The sequence below is a fragment of the Klebsiella sp. JN_Kp127 genome (assembly GCF_040062505.1).
Lineage (GTDB): Bacteria > Pseudomonadota > Gammaproteobacteria > Enterobacterales > Enterobacteriaceae > Klebsiella > Klebsiella quasipneumoniae.
In genome coordinates this window covers 151,330-167,573 of record NZ_JBEAHS010000054.1, presented here as the reverse complement: position 1 = coordinate 167,573, position 16,244 = coordinate 151,330, and the positions used below count along the sequence as shown (strand labels likewise).

The window sequence follows — 16,244 nt, the reverse complement described above, 5'->3', positions numbered from 1 at the left end:
TCGCATTATGCCACCTGTTATTTTAACCATTATCGGCTGGCTGGCGGTAGCGCTGGGTACGCTGGGCGTTTTCTTACCGTTGCTGCCGACGACGCCGTTTATTCTGCTCGCCGCCTGGTGCTTTGCCCGCTCATCGCCGCGCTTTCACCAGTGGCTGCTGTATCGCTCATGGTTCGGCGGCTATCTTCGCCACTGGCAGCAGTACCGCGCCATGCCCCGCGGCGCCAAACCGCGCGCCATTGCCATGATCGTGGCGACTTTTGCTATTTCACTGTGGCTGGTTAAGCTTACGTGGGTGCGCATTATGCTGTTGGTCATTCTGGCCTGTCTGCTGATCTTTATGTGGCGCATTCCGGTGGTTGACGCAAAGCAACAAAAGCACTGATGCGCAATAATGCCTGTTGCAATTGTTGCTGACAGCCAGTAAATTCTGGCGTTTTCGAGCGCGGGTAAGCCTGGTCAAAGGTTAAACAAATGTTTCTTTGGCCCCTTTTGCACGCCCGTGGGTAACACCGTTTCAATCAGGCATACACTTATGACCGCAACTGCACAGCAGCTTGAATATCTGAAGAACAGCATCCAGAGTATCGAGGATTATCCAAAACCTGGCATTCTTTTCCGCGATGTCACCAGTTTACTGGAAGACCCGAAAGCTTACGCGCTCAGCATTGAACTGCTGACCGAGCGCTACAAAGACGCGGGAATTACCAAAGTGGTAGGGACTGAGGCGCGTGGCTTCCTTTTCGGCGCACCGGTTGCGCTGGCGCTGGGCGTGGGCTTTGTTCCGGTACGCAAGCCGCGTAAGTTGCCGCGTGAAACCATCGCTGAGAGCTATGAGCTGGAGTACGGCACCGATCAGCTGGAGATCCACGTTGACGCCATCAAACCGGGCGACAAAGTGCTGGTGGTGGACGATCTGCTGGCGACCGGCGGAACCATCGACGCGACGGTCAAACTGATCCGCCGTCTCGGCGGCGAAGTACAGGATGCCGCTTTCATTATCAATCTCTTCGATCTGGGCGGCGAACAGCGCCTGGAGAAGCTGGGGGTCCACTGCTACAGTCTGGTGCCGTTCCCGGGCCACTAAGCAAATCCCTCCACATAGCCTCGCCGATCGGGCGGGGCTGTGATAGCATGACCCCTTCGTGATTTCACCTTCCAGCGTTTCAGAGCCAGCCCATGAGTTATCAGGTCTTAGCCCGTAAATGGCGCCCACAAACCTTTGCTGACGTCGTCGGCCAGGAACATGTGCTGACCGCACTGGCGAACGGCTTGTCGTTAGGGCGCATTCATCACGCTTATCTCTTTTCCGGTACCCGCGGGGTCGGTAAGACTTCCATCGCCCGCCTGCTGGCGAAAGGGTTAAACTGTGAAACCGGCATCACCGCCACCCCCTGCGGCGTGTGTGATAACTGCCGGGAAATAGAACAGGGGCGCTTTGTCGATCTGATTGAGATTGACGCCGCCTCGCGAACCAAAGTCGAAGATACTCGCGACCTGCTGGATAACGTCCAGTACGCGCCGGCCCGCGGCCGCTTTAAGGTCTATCTCATCGACGAAGTCCATATGCTGTCGCGCCACAGCTTCAACGCGTTATTAAAGACGCTGGAGGAGCCGCCGGCGCACGTCAAATTCCTGCTGGCGACGACGGATCCGCAGAAGCTGCCAGTGACGATCTTATCCCGCTGCCTGCAGTTCCACCTGAAGGCGCTGGACGTTGAACAGATCCGCCATCAGCTGGAGCATATTCTTGGCGAAGAGCAGATTGCCTTCGAGCCCCGCGCGCTGCAGCTTCTGTCGCGCGCCGCCGACGGCAGTCTGCGTGATGCCTTAAGTCTGACCGATCAGGCTATTGCCAGTGGAGAAGGGCAACTGACGGCGGCGTCGGTGAGCGCCATGCTCGGCACCCTCGATGACGATCAGGCGCTGTCGCTGATTGAAGCCCTGGTCGCCGCCGATGGCGAGCGGGTCATGGCGGGCGTCAATGACGCCGCCGCGCGCGGCGTTGAATGGGAGGCGCTGCTGGTGGAGATGCAGAGCCTGCTGCACCGCATCGCCATGGTTCAGCTGTCCCCTTCGGCGCTGGGCGCGGACATGGCCGCGGTCGAAGTGCGAATGCGCGAACTGGCGCGCACCGTACCGCCGGGCGACGTTCAGCTCTACTACCAAACGCTGCTGATTGGCCGCAAAGAGCTGCCCTATGCCCCGGACCGGCGGATGGGCGTCGAAATGACGCTGCTGCGCGCCCTGGCGTTTCATCCGCGTAAGCCGCTGCCCGAGCCGGAGGTGCAGCCGGCACTGGCCGCCGCGCCCGCGCCGCGCCAGCCGGTTTCCCCCGCAGCGCCGCCGCCGCAGCCGTCGCAGAGTTTGCCGCCGACCACCAGCCAGGTGCTGGCGGCCCGCAGCCACCTGCAGCGCAGCCAGGGAGCAACCACCCCAAAAAAGAGTGAACCGGCAGCCGCTTCCCGCGCGCGGCCGGTGAATAACGCTGCGCTGGAGCGACTGAGTTCGATTACCGAGCGCGTCCAGGCTCGTCCGGCCGCGGCGGCGCTGGAGCAGGCCCCGGCGAAGAAAGAGGCCTATCGCTGGAAGGCGACGACGGTGGTTGAAGAGACCAAAGTCGAAGTCGCCACGCCTAAAGCGCTGAAAAAAGCGCTGGAGCATGAAAAAACGCCGGAGCTGGCGGCTAAGCTTGCCGTTGAAGCGGTCGAGCGCGACAGCTGGGCGGCGGAAGTGAGCCAGCTGGCGGTACCGAAGCTGGTCGAGCAGGTGGCGCTCAACGCGTGGAAAGAGCAGGAGGGCAATCGCGTCTGTCTGCATCTGCGCCCCAGTCAGCGCCACCTCAATTCCGCCGGCGCGCAGCAAAAGCTGGCTGAAGCGCTGGGGGTGTTGTACGGTACGCCGGTTGAATTGACCATCGTGGAAGACGATAATCCCGCGATGCGCACGCCGCTGGAGTGGCGGCAGGCTATTTATGAAGAGAAGCTCGCGCAGGCGCGCGACGCGATTATTGCGGATAATAACATTCAGACCCTGCGTCGTTTCTTCGACGCCGATCTGGATGAAGAGAGTATCCGCCCCATTTGACTGCAAGTTTGACTTGCAGTCAGTACCTTTAATGATGACTGACTGAGAGAGAAGCCTATGTTTGGTGGAAAAGGCGGCCTGGGTAACCTGATGAAGCAGGCCCAGCAGATGCAAGACAAAATGCAGAAGATGCAGGAAGAGATCGCTCAGCTGGAAGTGACCGGCGAGTCCGGTGCAGGTCTGGTGAAAGTGACCATCAACGGCGCGCACAACTGCCGCCGCGTGGAGATCGACCCAAGCCTGCTGGAAGATGACAAAGAGATGCTGGAAGATCTGGTGGCTGCCGCGTTCAACGACGCCGCGCGCCGTATCGAAGAGACCCAGAAAGAGAAGATGGCTTCCGTCTCTGCCGGTATGCAGCTGCCGCCAGGCTTCAAGATGCCGTTCTGATGCAAACCAGCCCGCTGTTAACTCAGCTTATGGAAGCGCTGCGCTGTCTGCCGGGCGTCGGCCCGAAGTCCGCGCAGCGCATGGCGTTTACCCTGCTGCAGCGCGATCGCAGCGGCGGGATGCGTCTGGCGCAGGCGCTGACGCGCGCGATGTCGGAGATCGGCCACTGCGCCGATTGCCGCACCTTCACCGAGCAGGAGGTGTGCAATATCTGCAGCAACCCGCGTCGCCAGGAAAACGGCCAAATCTGCGTGGTGGAGAGTCCGGCGGACATCTACGCCATTGAGCAGACCGGGCAGTATTCCGGCCGCTACTTCGTGCTGATGGGGCACCTGTCGCCGCTCGACGGCATCGGGCCTGACGACATCGGGCTCGATCGCCTGGAACAACGGCTGGAGGCGGAGTCGATCACCGAGGTGATCCTTGCTACCAACCCGACCGTTGAGGGCGAGGCGACGGCCAACTACATCGCTGAGCTGTGCGCGCAGTATGGCGTCGACGCCAGCCGAATCGCCCACGGCGTGCCGGTGGGCGGCGAGCTGGAGATGGTCGACGGCACCACGCTGTCCCACTCGCTGGCTGGTCGCCACAAGATTACTTTCTGAACAAATGGAGGCGGCCATCGCCGCCTCCGCTTGAAAAATTTCCCCGCTGTCCCCATCTCCCACTCAACGGTTTTTTACCCATTTAAAATGGCATTGTTGAGGTTGAATCAGATGAAAGGACAAGAAACTCGTGGTTTTCAGTCAGAAGTAAAACAGCTTCTGCACCTGATGATCCATTCCCTCTATTCCAACAAAGAAATCTTTCTGCGTGAGCTGATTTCCAACGCCTCTGATGCGGCCGATAAGCTGCGTTTCCGCGCGCTGTCGCAGCCGGATTTGTATGAGGGAGACGGCGAGCTGCGCGTGCGGGTTTCGTTTGATAAAGACAACCGTACCCTGACCATCGCCGATAACGGTATCGGCATGAACCGGGAAGAGGTTATCGACCATCTCGGCACCATCGCCAAATCCGGCACCAAAGCGTTCCTGGAATCCATGGGTTCCGACCAGGCAAAAGATAGCCAGCTGATTGGCCAGTTCGGCGTCGGCTTCTATTCGGCCTTCATCGTGGCGGATAAAGTGACCGTGCGCACCCGTGCGGCAGGCGATAAACCTGAAAACGGCGTGTTCTGGGAATCCGCCGGCGAAGGGGAATATACCGTGGCCGACATCACCAAAGCCGATCGCGGGACCGAAATCACCCTGCATCTGCGCGAAGGTGAGGACGATTTCCTCAACGACTGGCGCGTGCGCTCCATCATCAGCAAGTATTCCGACCACATCGCGCTGCCGGTTGAGATTGAAAAACAGGAAGAGAAAGACGGCGAAACCGTTATCAGCTGGGAAAAAATCAACAAGGCGCAGGCCCTGTGGACCCGCAGCAAGTCTGAAGTTAACGACGACGAGTACAAAGAGTTCTACAAGCACATTGCCCATGACTATAGCGACCCGCTGACCTGGAGCCACAACCGCGTGGAAGGTAAGCAGGAGTACACCAGCCTGCTGTATATCCCGTCGCAGGCGCCGTGGGATATGTGGAACCGCGATCATAAACACGGCCTGAAGCTGTACGTCCAGCGCGTGTTCATTATGGACGACGCCGAGCAGTTTATGCCGAACTACCTGCGCTTCGTACGCGGCCTGATAGACTCCAACGATCTGCCGCTGAACGTCTCCCGTGAAATCCTGCAGGACAGCAGCGTGACCCGTAACCTGCGCACCGCGCTGACCAAACGCGCGCTGCAGATGCTGGATAAGCTGGCGAAAGACGACGCCGAAAAATATCAGACCTTCTGGAAACAGTTCGGCCTGGTGCTGAAAGAGGGCCCGGCGGAAGATCCGAGCAACCAGGAGGCGATCGCCAAACTGCTGCGCTTCGCGACCACCCATACCGACTCCTCCGCGCAGACCGTGTCGCTGGAAGAGTACGTCTCGCGTATGAAAGACGGTCAGGAGAAGATCTACTACATCACTGCCGACAGCTATGCGGCGGCGAAAAGCAGCCCACACCTCGAACTGCTGCGTAAGAAAGGGATCGAAGTGCTGCTGCTCTCCGATCGCATCGACGAGTGGATGATGAGCTACCTGACCGAATTCGACGGCAAAGCGTTCCAGTCTGTCGCTAAAGCCGACGAGTCGCTGGACAAACTGGCGGACGAAGTGGACGAGTCCACCAAAGAAGCCGAAAAAGCGCTGGAGCCGTTCGTTGAGCGTGTGAAAAACCTGCTTGGCGACCGGGTCAAAGAGGTGCGTCTGACCCATCGTCTGACCGACACCCCGGCGATTGTCACCACCGATGCCGACGAGATGAGCACCCAGATGGCGAAGCTGTTCGCGGCTGCGGGCCAGGCGGCGCCGGAAGTGAAATACATCTTCGAACTGAACCCGGCGCATCAGCTGGTGAAACGCGCAGCCGATACCCAGGATGACGCGCAGTTCGGCGAATGGGTGGAACTGCTGCTGGATCAGGCGCTGCTGGCCGAGCGCGGCACGCTGGAAGATCCGAACCAGTTTATCCGCCGTATGAACCAGCTGCTGGCTTCCTGACGCGAACCTGAATGAGTAGCCCGGCCGAGCGACGCGACGCCGGGAACGGGATAAATGCCCCGTCTGAGCGATTTGCTCCGGCGGGGCATTTCACATTGGATGGCATAAAATATCTCACCATTAACCGTTTCAGCCGCACCGCCTTCCTTGAGCCATCGCCGTTCTGGTGGTATGGTTTAGCGTTTTTGAAAAATTGAATCGACTTTTGAGGGGATTTTCGTAATGCGTATTATTCTGCTTGGCGCTCCGGGCGCGGGTAAAGGAACTCAGGCTCAGTTCATCATGGAGAAATACGGTATTCCGCAAATCTCCACCGGCGATATGCTGCGCGCTGCGGTAAAATCCGGCTCTGAGCTCGGTAAGCAGGCGAAAGACATCATGGACGCCGGCAAGCTGGTGACCGATGAGCTGGTTATCGCGCTGGTTAAAGAGCGTATCGCCCAGGAAGATTGCCGTAACGGCTTCCTGCTGGACGGCTTCCCGCGCACTATTCCGCAGGCTGACGCCATGAAAGAAGCGGGCATTACCGTTGATTACGTGCTGGAATTCGATGTGCCGGACGAACTGATCGTCGACCGCATCGTTGGCCGTCGCGTTCACGCGGCATCCGGTCGCGTATACCACATCAAATTTAATCCGCCGAAGGTGGAAGGCAAAGACGACGTGACCGGCGAAGAGCTGACCACCCGTAAAGACGACCAGGAAGAGACCGTGCGTAAGCGTCTGGTGGAATATCATCAGATGACGGCGCCGCTGATCGGCTACTACACCAAAGAAGCGCAGGCGGGCAACACCAAATACGCCAAAGTCGACGGCACCAAAGCGGTGGCTGACGTGCGCGCCGAACTGGAAAAAATCCTCGGCTGATAAAGCCTTTTCTCATCCTGCTGCGGCAGGATGAGAACTTCTCTCATTCCTACCTTTTGCTATGATTGGTTCCGTTTAGCGCCATTTCAGCTACAATTGGCTGCGATTCAAATGGTTAAGAGGCGGTAATGCATCAGACGAAAACAGGTATCTTGCTGGCCAATTTAGGCACTCCCGATGCGCCCACCCCCGGTGCGGTGAAGCGCTATCTGCGACAATTCCTCAGCGACAAACGGGTGGTGGATACGTCTCGTCTGCTATGGTGGCCGCTGCTGCGCGGCGTCATACTGCCGATTCGCTCTCCCCGCGTGGCTAAACTCTATCAGTCCGTCTGGATGGAAGAGGGGTCGCCGCTGATGGTATACAGCCGTCGTCAGCAGCAGGCGCTGGCCGCCAGACTGCCGGATACCCCGGTGGCGCTGGGCATGAGCTATGGATCGCCGTCGCTGGCCAGCGCGGTGGATGATTTACTGGCGCAGGGGGTGGGGCACATCGTAGTGCTGCCGCTGTATCCGCAATATTCCTGCTCGACGGTGGCTGCCGTCTGGGATGAGCTGGCGCGGATCCTCGCGAAGAAACGCGCCATTCCCGGTATCTCGTTTATTCGCGATTACGCCGGGCACCCGGACTATATCCATGCCCTGGCGGCCAGCGTGCGCGCCTCGTTTGCCGTTCATGGGGAACCGGATCTGCTGCTGCTCTCCTATCATGGGATCCCGCAGCGCTATGCCAATCAGGGGGATGATTATCCTCAGCGCTGTCGCGATACCACGCGGGAACTGGTCTCCGCGCTGGGGCTGCCGCCGGAGCGGGTGATGATGACCTTCCAGTCGCGCTTTGGTCGGGAACCCTGGCTGACGCCGTATACCGATGAGACGCTGAAGATGCTCGGCGAGAAAGGGACGAAGCATATTCAGGTGCTGTGCCCGGGGTTTGCCGCCGACTGTCTCGAAACGCTGGAAGAGATCGCCGTCCAGAACCGGGAAATATTCCTCGAAGCGGGCGGAAAGCAATATGAATACATTCCGGCGCTTAACGCGGACGCCGCGCATATTGAGATGATGGTCAACCTGACGGCGCCTTATCGCTGATCGCGCGCAGGGCGGGGAATATGCTACTATTTCCCGCTTGTTCCCTGTTATTTAAGCGCCACTATGAAATTTCCCGGTAAACGCAAATCCAAACACTATTTTCCCGTTAACGCCCGCGATCCGCTGCTGCAGCAAATTCAGCCGGAGAATGAATCCAGCGTCTCCTGGGTGGTGGGTATCGACCAGACGCTGGTGGATATCGAAGCGAAAGTGGATGAGGCGTTTATCGTGCGCTACGGCCTGAGCGCGGGCCACTCGCTGGTGATTGAAGATGACGTCGCCGAGGCGCTGTACCAGGAGCTGGTGCGCAATAATCTTATTACCCATCAGTTTGCCGGCGGTACGATCGGCAATACCATGCACAACTACTCGGTGCTGGCGGACGATCGCTCGGTGCTGCTTGGCGTCATGTGCAGCAATATCGAAATCGGCGGCTATGCCTATCGCTACCTGTGCAATACCTCCAGCCGTACCGATCTGAACTATCTGCAGGGCGTCGACGGCGCCATTGGCCGCTGCTTCACCCTGATCAGCGACAGCGGCGAGCGCACCTTCGCCATCAGCCCGGGCCATATGAACAAGCTGCGCCCGGAAAGCATTCCGGAAGCGGTGATCGCCGGCGCCTCGGCGCTGGTGCTGACCTCCTACCTGGTACGCTGCAAGCCGGGCGAGCCGATGCCGGACGCGACGATGAAAGCCATCGAGTATGCCAAAAAGCATGATGTGCCGGTGGTGTTAACTCTTGGAACCAAATACGTGATTGCCGATAACCCGGCGTGGTGGCAGCAGTTCCTGCAGGAGCATGTCTCGATTCTGGCGATGAATGAAGAGGAAGGAGAAGCGCTGACCGGCTTTGCCGATCCGCTGTCGGCGGCGGATAAAGCGCTGGACTGGGTCGACCTGGTGCTGTGCACCGCCGGACCGGCGGGGCTGTATATGGCGGGCTTCACTGAAGAAGAGGCGAAGCGTAAGACCCAGCATCCGCTGCTGCCGGGGGCGATCCCGGAATTTAACCAGTTCGAATTCAGTCGCGCGATGCGTCACCAGGACTGCGTCAATCCGCTGCGGATTTATTCGCATATTGCGCCGTATATGGGCGGCCCGGAGAAGATCATGAACACCAACGGCGCAGGGGACGGCGCGCTGGCGGCGCTGCTGCATGACATCACCGCCAATAACTACCATCGCAATAACGTCCCCAACTCCAGCAAACACAAATGCAAATGGCTGACCTACTCCTCGCTGGCGCAGGTGTGTAAATATGCCAACCGCGTAAGCTATCAGGTGCTGAACCAGCACTCGCCGCGCTTAACCCGCGGCCTGCCGGAACGTGAGGACAGCCTGGAAGAGGCGTACTGGGATCGGTAAGCGAGTCCCTCTCCCGACGGGAGAGGGCAGAACATCAGCCGGTGACCACTTCACCGGCGGGTGGCGTTTCCAGAAGCTGCAGCATGGCGCGGGCAATTTCCCGCTCGCCCATCACCACCTGATTGGCCCCACGGTCGATAATGTAATCCACTTCGTCATCATAATGGGCGCGGGCGATAATCTCGATATGCGGACATTTTTCCCGTGCGGAAGCGACAATCTCGCCGGCCTCATAGCCGTTGGGAATGGTCAGCAGCAGCCAGCGGGCGCAGTCGAGATGCGCCAGCTCCATGATCTCTTCATTGGCGGCATTGCCCAGCACCGCGCTGATCCCGCGCTCGCGTAGCTCATCCACGCGGGTGCGCGAGGTTTCAACCACCACCAGCGGGATCCCCTGGGCCATCAGCTTCTCGCCCAGCAGGCTGCCGACGCGGCCAAAACCGACCAGCAGCGCGTGGTTGCAGATATCGACCGGCACCTGCTTCTCGTCTTCCAGCACCTCTTCCAGGGTCTGCTCGTCGAGGGTTTCGGTTTTATCGAGATATTTCTCCAGCAGAGTGAACAGTACCGGGTTGAGCATAATCGAGATGATCGCTCCGGCCAGCACCAGGTTTTGCCCGGCCTGCGGCAGCAGGTTAAGCGCCATCCCCAGGCCGGCGAGAATAAAGGCAAATTCACCAATCTGCGCCAGGCTGGCGGCAATTGTCAATGCGGTACGCGGCGAGTGGCCAAACATACGCACGAGGAAAAAGGCGGCTGCGGATTTACCAAAGATAATGATCGCCAGCGTCGCCAGCACCGCCAGCGGCTGCTGGACCAGCACCATCGGGTCAAACAGCATGCCGACGGAGACAAAGAACAGCACCGCGAAGGCGTCGCGCAGCGGCAGGGTGTCATGAGCGGCACGGTGGCTCAGCTCGGATTCGTTAAGCACCATGCCGGCAAAGAAGGCGCCGAGGGCGAAGGAGACATCAAACAGCTCCACGGCGCCGAAGGCGATGCCCAGCGCCAGGGCCAGCACCGACAGGGTGAACAGCTCGCGCGAGCCGGTGGCCGCGCTGCGCGACATGATCCACGGCACCAGCCGACGGCCGACCAGCATCATAATGGCGATAAAGGCCACCACTTTGCCAATGGTGATCCCGAGGTCGAGGGCCAGGGAAGCGAAGCCGAGGTTGCCTTTCTCCGCCATACCGGCCACCGCCGGCAGCAGGACCAGCGTCAGGACCATCACCAGGTCTTCCACAATCAGCCAGCCGATGGCGATCTGCCCGCGCTGACTGTCAATCAGCTGTCGTTCCTCCAGGGCGCGCAGCAGCACCACGGTACTGGCGGTGGAGAGGCACAGACCAAAGACGATGCCGGTCATCAGCGACCAGCCAAGGGCGGCAGAGAGCGCCATACCCAACAGCGTCGCCACGGCTATCTGGGCGATGGCCCCGGGAATGGCGATCGACTTTACCGCCATCAGATCCTTGAGGGAGAAATGCAGGCCGACGCCGAACATCAGCAGGATCACGCCGAGCTCCGCCAGTTCCGGAGCCAGTTTGGTGTCAGCAACAAAGCCAGGGGTGAAAGGTCCGGACAGCACGCCCGCTAAGAGATATCCCACCAGAGGAGAAATACGTAGCTTATTGGCAATCATGCCGAGAATAAAGGCGAGCACGAGGCCGCCGACAATGGTGGTGATTAGCGGTGTTGCGTGGTGCATTCCGTCTCCTTTCCAGTGGTGAATCGGTCCATTTTGCTACCCTGTCCGCGTAATAGTTTATGACAAAAACGTTCACTTTGTTTATGAATAATTCTTGAATTGTGCAAAAAAATGCAATTGGCCGCTGAAAAGGCACAGAAGGAAAAATCGAGAGAGGAATGCGCGCATCAGGCCGATGGCGCAAGGGGTAACGGCGGCCAGCGTTACACTTTGGCCGCCGGATAATCAGGCTTTTTGCCGGTTATCAGGAAGAAATATCGTCAGGAATCCCAGCAGCGGCAGGAAGGCGCAGATTTTATATACCAGGTCGATGCTGGTATGGTCCGCCAGCAGGCCCAGCACCGCGGCGCCAAGGCCGCCCATACCAAAGGCAAAGCCGAAAAACAGGCCTGAAACCATGCCGATACGTCCCGGCAGCAGCTCCTGGGCATAGACCAGAATAGCGGAGAAGGCCGAGGCGAGGATAAAGCCAATGATCACCGTTAAAATCCCGGTCCATTCAAGGCTGGCATAGGGTAAAACAAGGGTGAAAGGCGCCACGCCGAGGATAGAGCCCCAAATAACATATTTTCGTCCAATCTTATCGCCAACGGGCCCGCCAATCACCGTCCCGGCGGCCACCGCGAACAGGAAGGCAAACAGATGCAGCTGGGCGTTTTGCACCGATAAGCCGAACTTATGCATTAGATAAAAGGTGTAATAGCTGCTGATGCTCGCCATATAGAAGTATTTCGAGAAAATCAGCATCAGCAGAATACCTACCGCCAGAATCACCTTATTGCGCGGCAGCGGATTGACGATCGCCGGCTTCGGTTTGCCCTTATTCATCCGATGCTGCGCGGCGTACCAGCGGCTGATTTGCGACAGCACGACGATAGCCAGCAGGGCGGCCAGCACGAACCAGGCGACGTTGCCTTTACCATACGGGGCGATGATCACCGCCGCCAGCAGCGGGCCAAGCGAACTGCCGAAGTTGCCGCCGACCTGGAACAGCGACTGGGCCAGGCCGTGACGGCCGCCGGAGGCCATCCGCGCCACGCGGGATGATTCCGGATGGAAAACCGAGGAGCCGGTACCCACCAGCGCGGCGGCCAGCAGCACCATACCGAAGCTACCGGCCAGCGCCAGCAGGATCAAACCGCAGAGGGTAAAGCACATGCCCACCGGCAGCGACCACGGCATCGATCGTTTATCGGTGATGTAGCCAATCACCGGCTGGAACAGCGATGAGGTGAGCTGGAAGGTGAGGGTGATCATCCCAATCTGCACGAAGGTAAGGGAGAACTCGGCCTGCAGCAGCGGGTAGATAGCGAGTATGAGCGACTGGATCATATCGTTAAGCAAATGGGACAGGCTGATCGCGCCTAAGATGCCAAACGAGGTGCGCGCTTTTTGCGGCGGCGCGTCGGTACTGGGTAAGGTCTGAGCGGATTGGTTGGTTGTCATAGGTTCACTTCAGCGAGTTCGATTTGTTGTAGAGAATGCAGGTTGTTACCCTAAATAATTCGAGTTGCAGGCAGGCGGCGACGCAGCGAATCCCCAGGAGCTTACTCTCGTAAGTGACTGGGGTGAGCGAGGACAAATTCGTCAGGAACGAATTTGAACGCAGTTCACTGCGCCCGTAAGGGCGAGGCCCAGGGATGGGCCGAGTTATTGCCAACGCACATGCAACTTGAAGTATGACGGGTAGAATTATTATCCGACTAACATACCTGCAGATAAGGTTTGAAGGAAGTCGCAATTCTGAAAACATATTTGTCAACGCGGCTAACTCGCTATACTTTCGGCACTTGGGATTAAGTCAGGGAGTGAAGCATGCATTATTTCAAACACGGCGTGGCGCTGGCGTTATTCGCCGCTTTATCGCTGGGCAGCCTGTCCGCGCAGGCCTATGAGCAGGATAAAACCTATAAAATTACCATCCTGCACACCAACGATCACCACGGCCATTTCTGGCGCAATGACTACGGCGAATATGGCCTGGCGGCGCAGAAAACGCTGGTGGACGGTATTCGTAAAGAGGTGGCGGCCGAAGGCGGTAGCGTTCTGCTGCTGTCCGGCGGGGATATCAATACCGGGGTGCCGGAGTCTGATTTACAGGATGCAGAGCCCGATTTTCGCGGCATGAACTTGATCGGCTACGACGCGATGGCGGTGGGGAACCATGAGTTTGATAATCCGCTGAGCGTGCTGCGCCAGCAGGAAAAGTGGGCGAAGTTCCCGTTCCTGTCGGCCAATATTTATCAGAAAAGCACCGGCGAACGGCTGTTCAAACCCTGGACGCTGTTTAAACGCGGCGGGTTAAAAATCGCGGTAATTGGCTTAACCACTGACGATACGGCCAAGATTGGCAATCCGGAATATTTCACCGATATCGAATTCCGCAAACCGGCGGAAGAGGCGAAGCTGGTGATCCAGGAGCTGCAGCAGAATGAAAAGCCGGACGTGATCCTGGCCACCACCCATATGGGCCACTATGACAACGGCAACCACGGGTCTAACGCGCCGGGGGATGTCGAGATGGCACGCAGTTTACCCGCGGGCTCGCTGGCGATGATCGTCGGCGGTCACTCGCAGGATCCGGTGTGCATGGCGTCGGATAATAAAAAACAGGTCGACTATGTGCCAGGGACGCCGTGCGCCCCGGATCGCCAGAATGGCATCTGGATCGTCCAGGCGCATGAGTGGGGCAAATACGTCGGCCGCGCCGATTTTGAGTTCCGCAACGGCGAGATGAAGCTGGTGCACTATCAGCTGATCCCGGTCAACCTGAAGAAAAAAGTGACATACGATAACGGCCAAAGCGAGCGGGTGCTGTATACGCCGCAGATCGCGGAGAACCCGCAGATGATGTCGCTGCTGACGCCGTTCCAGAACAAAGGTAAGGCGCAACTGCAGGTCAAGATCGGCAGCGTGAATGGTCATCTGGAGGGCGATCGCAGTAAAGTGCGCTTCGTACAGACCAATATGGGCCACCTGCTGCTGGCGGCGCAGATGGCGCGCAGTAACGCGGATTTCGCGGTGATGAGCGGCGGCGGGATCCGCGACTCCATCGAGGCGGGCGATATCACCTACAAGGATGTGATGAAGGTCCAGCCGTTCGGCAATGTGCTGACCTATGTCGATATGAGTGGCAAAGAGGTGGTGGATTACCTGACCGCCGTCGCGCAGATGAAGCCGGATTCCGGCGCCTATCCGCAGTTTGCGAACGTCAGCTTTGTGGCCAAAGACGGCAAGTTGAACGATCTGAAAATCAAAGGCGAACCGGTGGATCCGGCGAAGACCTACCGGATGGCGACGCTGAGCTTTAACGCCACCGGCGGCGATGGCTATCCGAACATCGCCGATAAACCCGGGTATGTGAATACCGGCTTTATCGATGCCGAAGTGCTGAAAGAGTATATCGAGAAGAACTCGCCGCTGGATGCCGCCGCCTATGAGCCGAAAGGCGAGGTGAGCTGGCAGTAACCCTGAGGGGAAGCCCGGATAAAGCGCTGCGTCGCTATCCGGGCGCTTTCCCGGTGGCGCTGCGCTTACCGGGCACGGGGCGCGTCATCAATCGCGGCGGGCGATATCGGCGAACTTCGCATCCAGCAGCTGCGCCAGATCGCTGGCCGCCAGCTCAATATCCAGCCCGCGTTTGCCGCCGGAAATGTAAATGGTGGCAAATTCCTGCGCCGGGGCGTCAATCACCGTCGGCAGGCGCTTCTTCTGCCCCAGCGGACTGATGCCGCCCACCAGATAGCCGGTGATACGCTGCGCCACCATCGGGTCGGCCATGTCGACTTTCTTGGCGCCCAGCGCTTTCGCCACTTTCTTCAAATCCAGCTGCCCGGCGACCGGGGTGACGGCGACCGCCAGATGCTTCATATCGCCATTTACGGCGACCAGCAGGGTCTTGTATACCTGGTCGGCATTGAGGCCGAGCTTGCGCACCACTTCATCACCGAAGTTGGTCTCATTGGGATCGTGATCGTAACTGTGGATCTGAAAGGGGATTTTGTTTTTTTCGAGTAATTTAACGGCGGGAGTCATAGCTATCCTTCTTACCAACCGGTTTTGCGTGACGTCAGAATACGCCCGCAGGTTGTCTAAAAAATAGTACCATCTTGCGCAATAGTGTTGGCAGTGATGGTCACTTTGAGCGACAATCAGACGATCCGGGATGCAAATCCCGGGATAATAATAATGATGAAATTCCTCTTTGACGGGCCAATAGCAATATTGGCCATTTTTTTATGTCAGCATATCCGGCAGATTCCCTTCGCCATACAGATGCAGCGCGCCGACGGCGACCACGTAGCGGCCCGGCGGCAGGGCCAGCAGCGTCTCGCGCCAGGCGAGATTGCGCTGGTGCATCAGCACATCATATAAAGACTGGCTGAAGGTCGTCGGCAGCGATACCGCGCCGCGCGACGGCGGTTGCTCCAGCCACCAGCCGATCATGACCTGCAGTAAACGGGCGTTGGTGCGCCAGTGGGTCAGCGTATCCTCCAGCAGCGCCATTCCGCCATCGGGCAGGTCGCGCAGCAGCGCGATCTGGCTGTCGGCGCCTTCCAGCTCCATCACCGCTATGTTGCTCTCGCGGGCGGCCATCAGCAACTGATAATCGATACCGTAATCCGGCCGCAGCCCCAGCTTCTGCGCCTGGGTGGCCTGCAGAACCATCGCCACCTGCCACAGCGGCTGGCTATCGAATAGCGCGACCGACAGGCCGAGTTCACCGGCTCGCGTCTGTAGCTCGCTCAGCTGCGCGTCGCTCAGGCGCTCTGCCAGCGGCGGATAAGCGGGGAGATGGCTAAACGGGGTTTCATTGCCGCTGATATCGGCCTCAACGATTAACGCATCGGCCTGGCGTATTTTTTTCAGCAGCTTCGCTGGCGGCGGCGCCATATCGCGGGTGCCCATATGGATGCTGCCGACGAGGTGCAGATAGCGTTCGCCGGGCAGGACGATATCCATCGCAGGCCAGGAATAAGACGAGCCGACGGCGGCTCGCCACAGCATTTTTATCCGGTTTAACAGGCCCATACGCGCTCCGAAGTGTGAGGCATTCATGCTAGCGCATATGGTGATACACGTCACCCTTCCGGCGGGCTTTTCTTGTCCCGGTAAAAAAGCGGGCGCCGACCCTGTCAG

14 protein-coding genes and 1 other annotated feature are annotated in these 16,244 nt (G+C 58.8%); of the genes, 10 read left to right on the top strand and 4 right to left on the bottom strand.

All coding sequences use genetic code 11. The features are described from left to right. Positions 1 to 7: 7 nt before the first annotated feature. The 9 genes from ABLV04_RS24865 (at position 8) to ABLV04_RS24825 (ending at position 9,394) form a co-directional block, all read left to right on the top strand. Positions 8 to 385, top strand: a complete 378-nt coding sequence (locus ABLV04_RS24865) for a DUF454 family protein (RefSeq protein ID WP_004204740.1) — start codon at positions 8 to 10, stop codon at positions 383 to 385. A gap of 150 nt (positions 386 to 535) precedes the next feature. Continuing rightward, positions 536 to 1,087 carry an adenine phosphoribosyltransferase gene (gene apt / locus ABLV04_RS24860; RefSeq protein WP_023288650.1) on the top strand — a complete coding sequence of 184 codons (552 nt, stop codon included), beginning with the start codon at positions 536 to 538 and terminating at the stop codon, positions 1,085 to 1,087. A 92-nt stretch (positions 1,088 to 1,179) separates the two neighbouring features. Next, positions 1,180 to 3,087: a DNA polymerase III subunit gamma/tau gene (gene dnaX / locus ABLV04_RS24855; protein ID WP_072420837.1), complete on the top strand. Its 1,908-nt coding sequence runs from the start codon at positions 1,180 to 1,182 to the stop codon at positions 3,085 to 3,087. Then, positions 2,420 to 2,484: a sequence feature (DnaX frameshifting element), on the top strand. It overlaps the preceding gene by 65 nt. A 57-nt stretch (positions 3,088 to 3,144) precedes the next feature. Beyond that, positions 3,145 to 3,477, top strand: coding sequence for a YbaB/EbfC family nucleoid-associated protein (locus ABLV04_RS24850; protein ID WP_008805448.1), 333 nt, complete (start codon positions 3,145 to 3,147; stop codon positions 3,475 to 3,477). Next, positions 3,477 to 4,082, top strand: coding sequence for a recombination mediator RecR (gene recR, locus ABLV04_RS24845; protein ID WP_002892177.1), 606 nt, complete (start codon positions 3,477 to 3,479; stop codon positions 4,080 to 4,082). Before ABLV04_RS24850 ends, recR begins: the two co-directional genes overlap by 1 nt. A 111-nt stretch (positions 4,083 to 4,193) precedes the next feature. Further along, on the top strand, positions 4,194 to 6,068 hold the full coding sequence (gene htpG, locus ABLV04_RS24840) for a molecular chaperone HtpG (RefSeq protein ID WP_023288652.1): 1,875 nt from the start codon (positions 4,194 to 4,196) through the stop codon (positions 6,066 to 6,068). Between the two features lie 222 nt (positions 6,069 to 6,290). Further along, a complete protein-coding gene (adk, locus tag ABLV04_RS24835; RefSeq protein WP_002892184.1) occupies positions 6,291 to 6,935 on the top strand; it encodes an adenylate kinase in 645 nt (214 codons plus the stop codon). A 128-nt stretch (positions 6,936 to 7,063) separates the two neighbouring features. Continuing rightward, positions 7,064 to 8,026: a ferrochelatase gene (gene hemH, locus ABLV04_RS24830; protein WP_023288653.1), complete on the top strand. Its 963-nt coding sequence runs from the start codon at positions 7,064 to 7,066 to the stop codon at positions 8,024 to 8,026. 63 nt (positions 8,027 to 8,089) lie between these two features. Further along, positions 8,090 to 9,394 (top strand): inosine/guanosine kinase, encoded by a 1,305-nt coding sequence (locus tag ABLV04_RS24825; RefSeq protein ID WP_032454205.1) that lies wholly within the window; start codon positions 8,090 to 8,092, stop codon positions 9,392 to 9,394. Between the two features lie 34 nt (positions 9,395 to 9,428). On the opposite strand, the gene ybaL is transcribed toward ABLV04_RS24825, so the two are convergent. Both ybaL and ABLV04_RS24815 read right to left on the bottom strand, forming a co-directional pair. Further along, positions 9,429 to 11,105: a YbaL family putative K(+) efflux transporter gene (gene ybaL, locus ABLV04_RS24820; RefSeq protein ID WP_023288655.1), complete on the bottom strand. Its 1,677-nt coding sequence runs from the start codon at positions 11,103 to 11,105 to the stop codon at positions 9,429 to 9,431. A 225-nt stretch (positions 11,106 to 11,330) separates the two neighbouring features. Beyond that, complete coding sequence (locus tag ABLV04_RS24815; protein ID WP_023288656.1) at positions 11,331 to 12,551, bottom strand: MFS transporter; 1,221 nt, start codon at positions 12,549 to 12,551, stop codon at positions 11,331 to 11,333. Positions 12,552 to 12,920: 369 nt separating this feature from the next. Between ABLV04_RS24815 and ushA the strand changes: the two genes are divergently transcribed. Next, entirely contained in the window at positions 12,921 to 14,573 is a 1,653-nt protein-coding gene (gene ushA / locus ABLV04_RS24810; RefSeq protein ID WP_180266066.1) for a bifunctional UDP-sugar hydrolase/5'-nucleotidase UshA, read from the top strand. A gap of 87 nt (positions 14,574 to 14,660) precedes the next feature. Here ushA and ybaK read toward each other — a convergent pair whose 3' ends face one another. Together ybaK and ABLV04_RS24800 are read right to left on the bottom strand one after the other, a co-directional pair. Then, positions 14,661 to 15,140, bottom strand: coding sequence for a Cys-tRNA(Pro)/Cys-tRNA(Cys) deacylase YbaK (gene ybaK / locus ABLV04_RS24805; protein WP_004204728.1), 480 nt, complete (start codon positions 15,138 to 15,140; stop codon positions 14,661 to 14,663). Positions 15,141 to 15,341: 201 nt separating this feature from the next. Next, positions 15,342 to 16,136 (bottom strand): TraB/GumN family protein, encoded by a 795-nt coding sequence (locus tag ABLV04_RS24800; protein ID WP_023288658.1) that lies wholly within the window; start codon positions 16,134 to 16,136, stop codon positions 15,342 to 15,344. Positions 16,137 to 16,244 lie beyond the last annotated feature (108 nt).

Coding starts and splice junctions, on each gene's coding strand:
- ABLV04_RS24865 (WP_004204740.1), top strand. CDS start 8: ATGCCACCTGTTATTTTAACCATTATCGGCTGGCTGGCGGTAGCGCTG.
- apt (WP_023288650.1), top strand. CDS start 536: ATGACCGCAACTGCACAGCAGCTTGAATATCTGAAGAACAGCATCCAG.
- dnaX (WP_072420837.1), top strand. CDS start 1,180: ATGAGTTATCAGGTCTTAGCCCGTAAATGGCGCCCACAAACCTTTGCT.
- ABLV04_RS24850 (WP_008805448.1), top strand. CDS start 3,145: ATGTTTGGTGGAAAAGGCGGCCTGGGTAACCTGATGAAGCAGGCCCAG.
- recR (WP_002892177.1), top strand. CDS start 3,477: ATGCAAACCAGCCCGCTGTTAACTCAGCTTATGGAAGCGCTGCGCTGT.
- htpG (WP_023288652.1), top strand. CDS start 4,194: ATGAAAGGACAAGAAACTCGTGGTTTTCAGTCAGAAGTAAAACAGCTT.
- adk (WP_002892184.1), top strand. CDS start 6,291: ATGCGTATTATTCTGCTTGGCGCTCCGGGCGCGGGTAAAGGAACTCAG.
- hemH (WP_023288653.1), top strand. CDS start 7,064: ATGCATCAGACGAAAACAGGTATCTTGCTGGCCAATTTAGGCACTCCC.
- ABLV04_RS24825 (WP_032454205.1), top strand. CDS start 8,090: ATGAAATTTCCCGGTAAACGCAAATCCAAACACTATTTTCCCGTTAAC.
- ybaL (WP_023288655.1), bottom strand. CDS start 11,105: ATGCACCACGCAACACCGCTAATCACCACCATTGTCGGCGGCCTCGTG.
- ABLV04_RS24815 (WP_023288656.1), bottom strand. CDS start 12,551: ATGACAACCAACCAATCCGCTCAGACCTTACCCAGTACCGACGCGCCG.
- ushA (WP_180266066.1), top strand. CDS start 12,921: ATGCATTATTTCAAACACGGCGTGGCGCTGGCGTTATTCGCCGCTTTA.
- ybaK (WP_004204728.1), bottom strand. CDS start 15,140: ATGACTCCCGCCGTTAAATTACTCGAAAAAAACAAAATCCCCTTTCAG.
- ABLV04_RS24800 (WP_023288658.1), bottom strand. CDS start 16,136: ATGGGCCTGTTAAACCGGATAAAAATGCTGTGGCGAGCCGCCGTCGGC.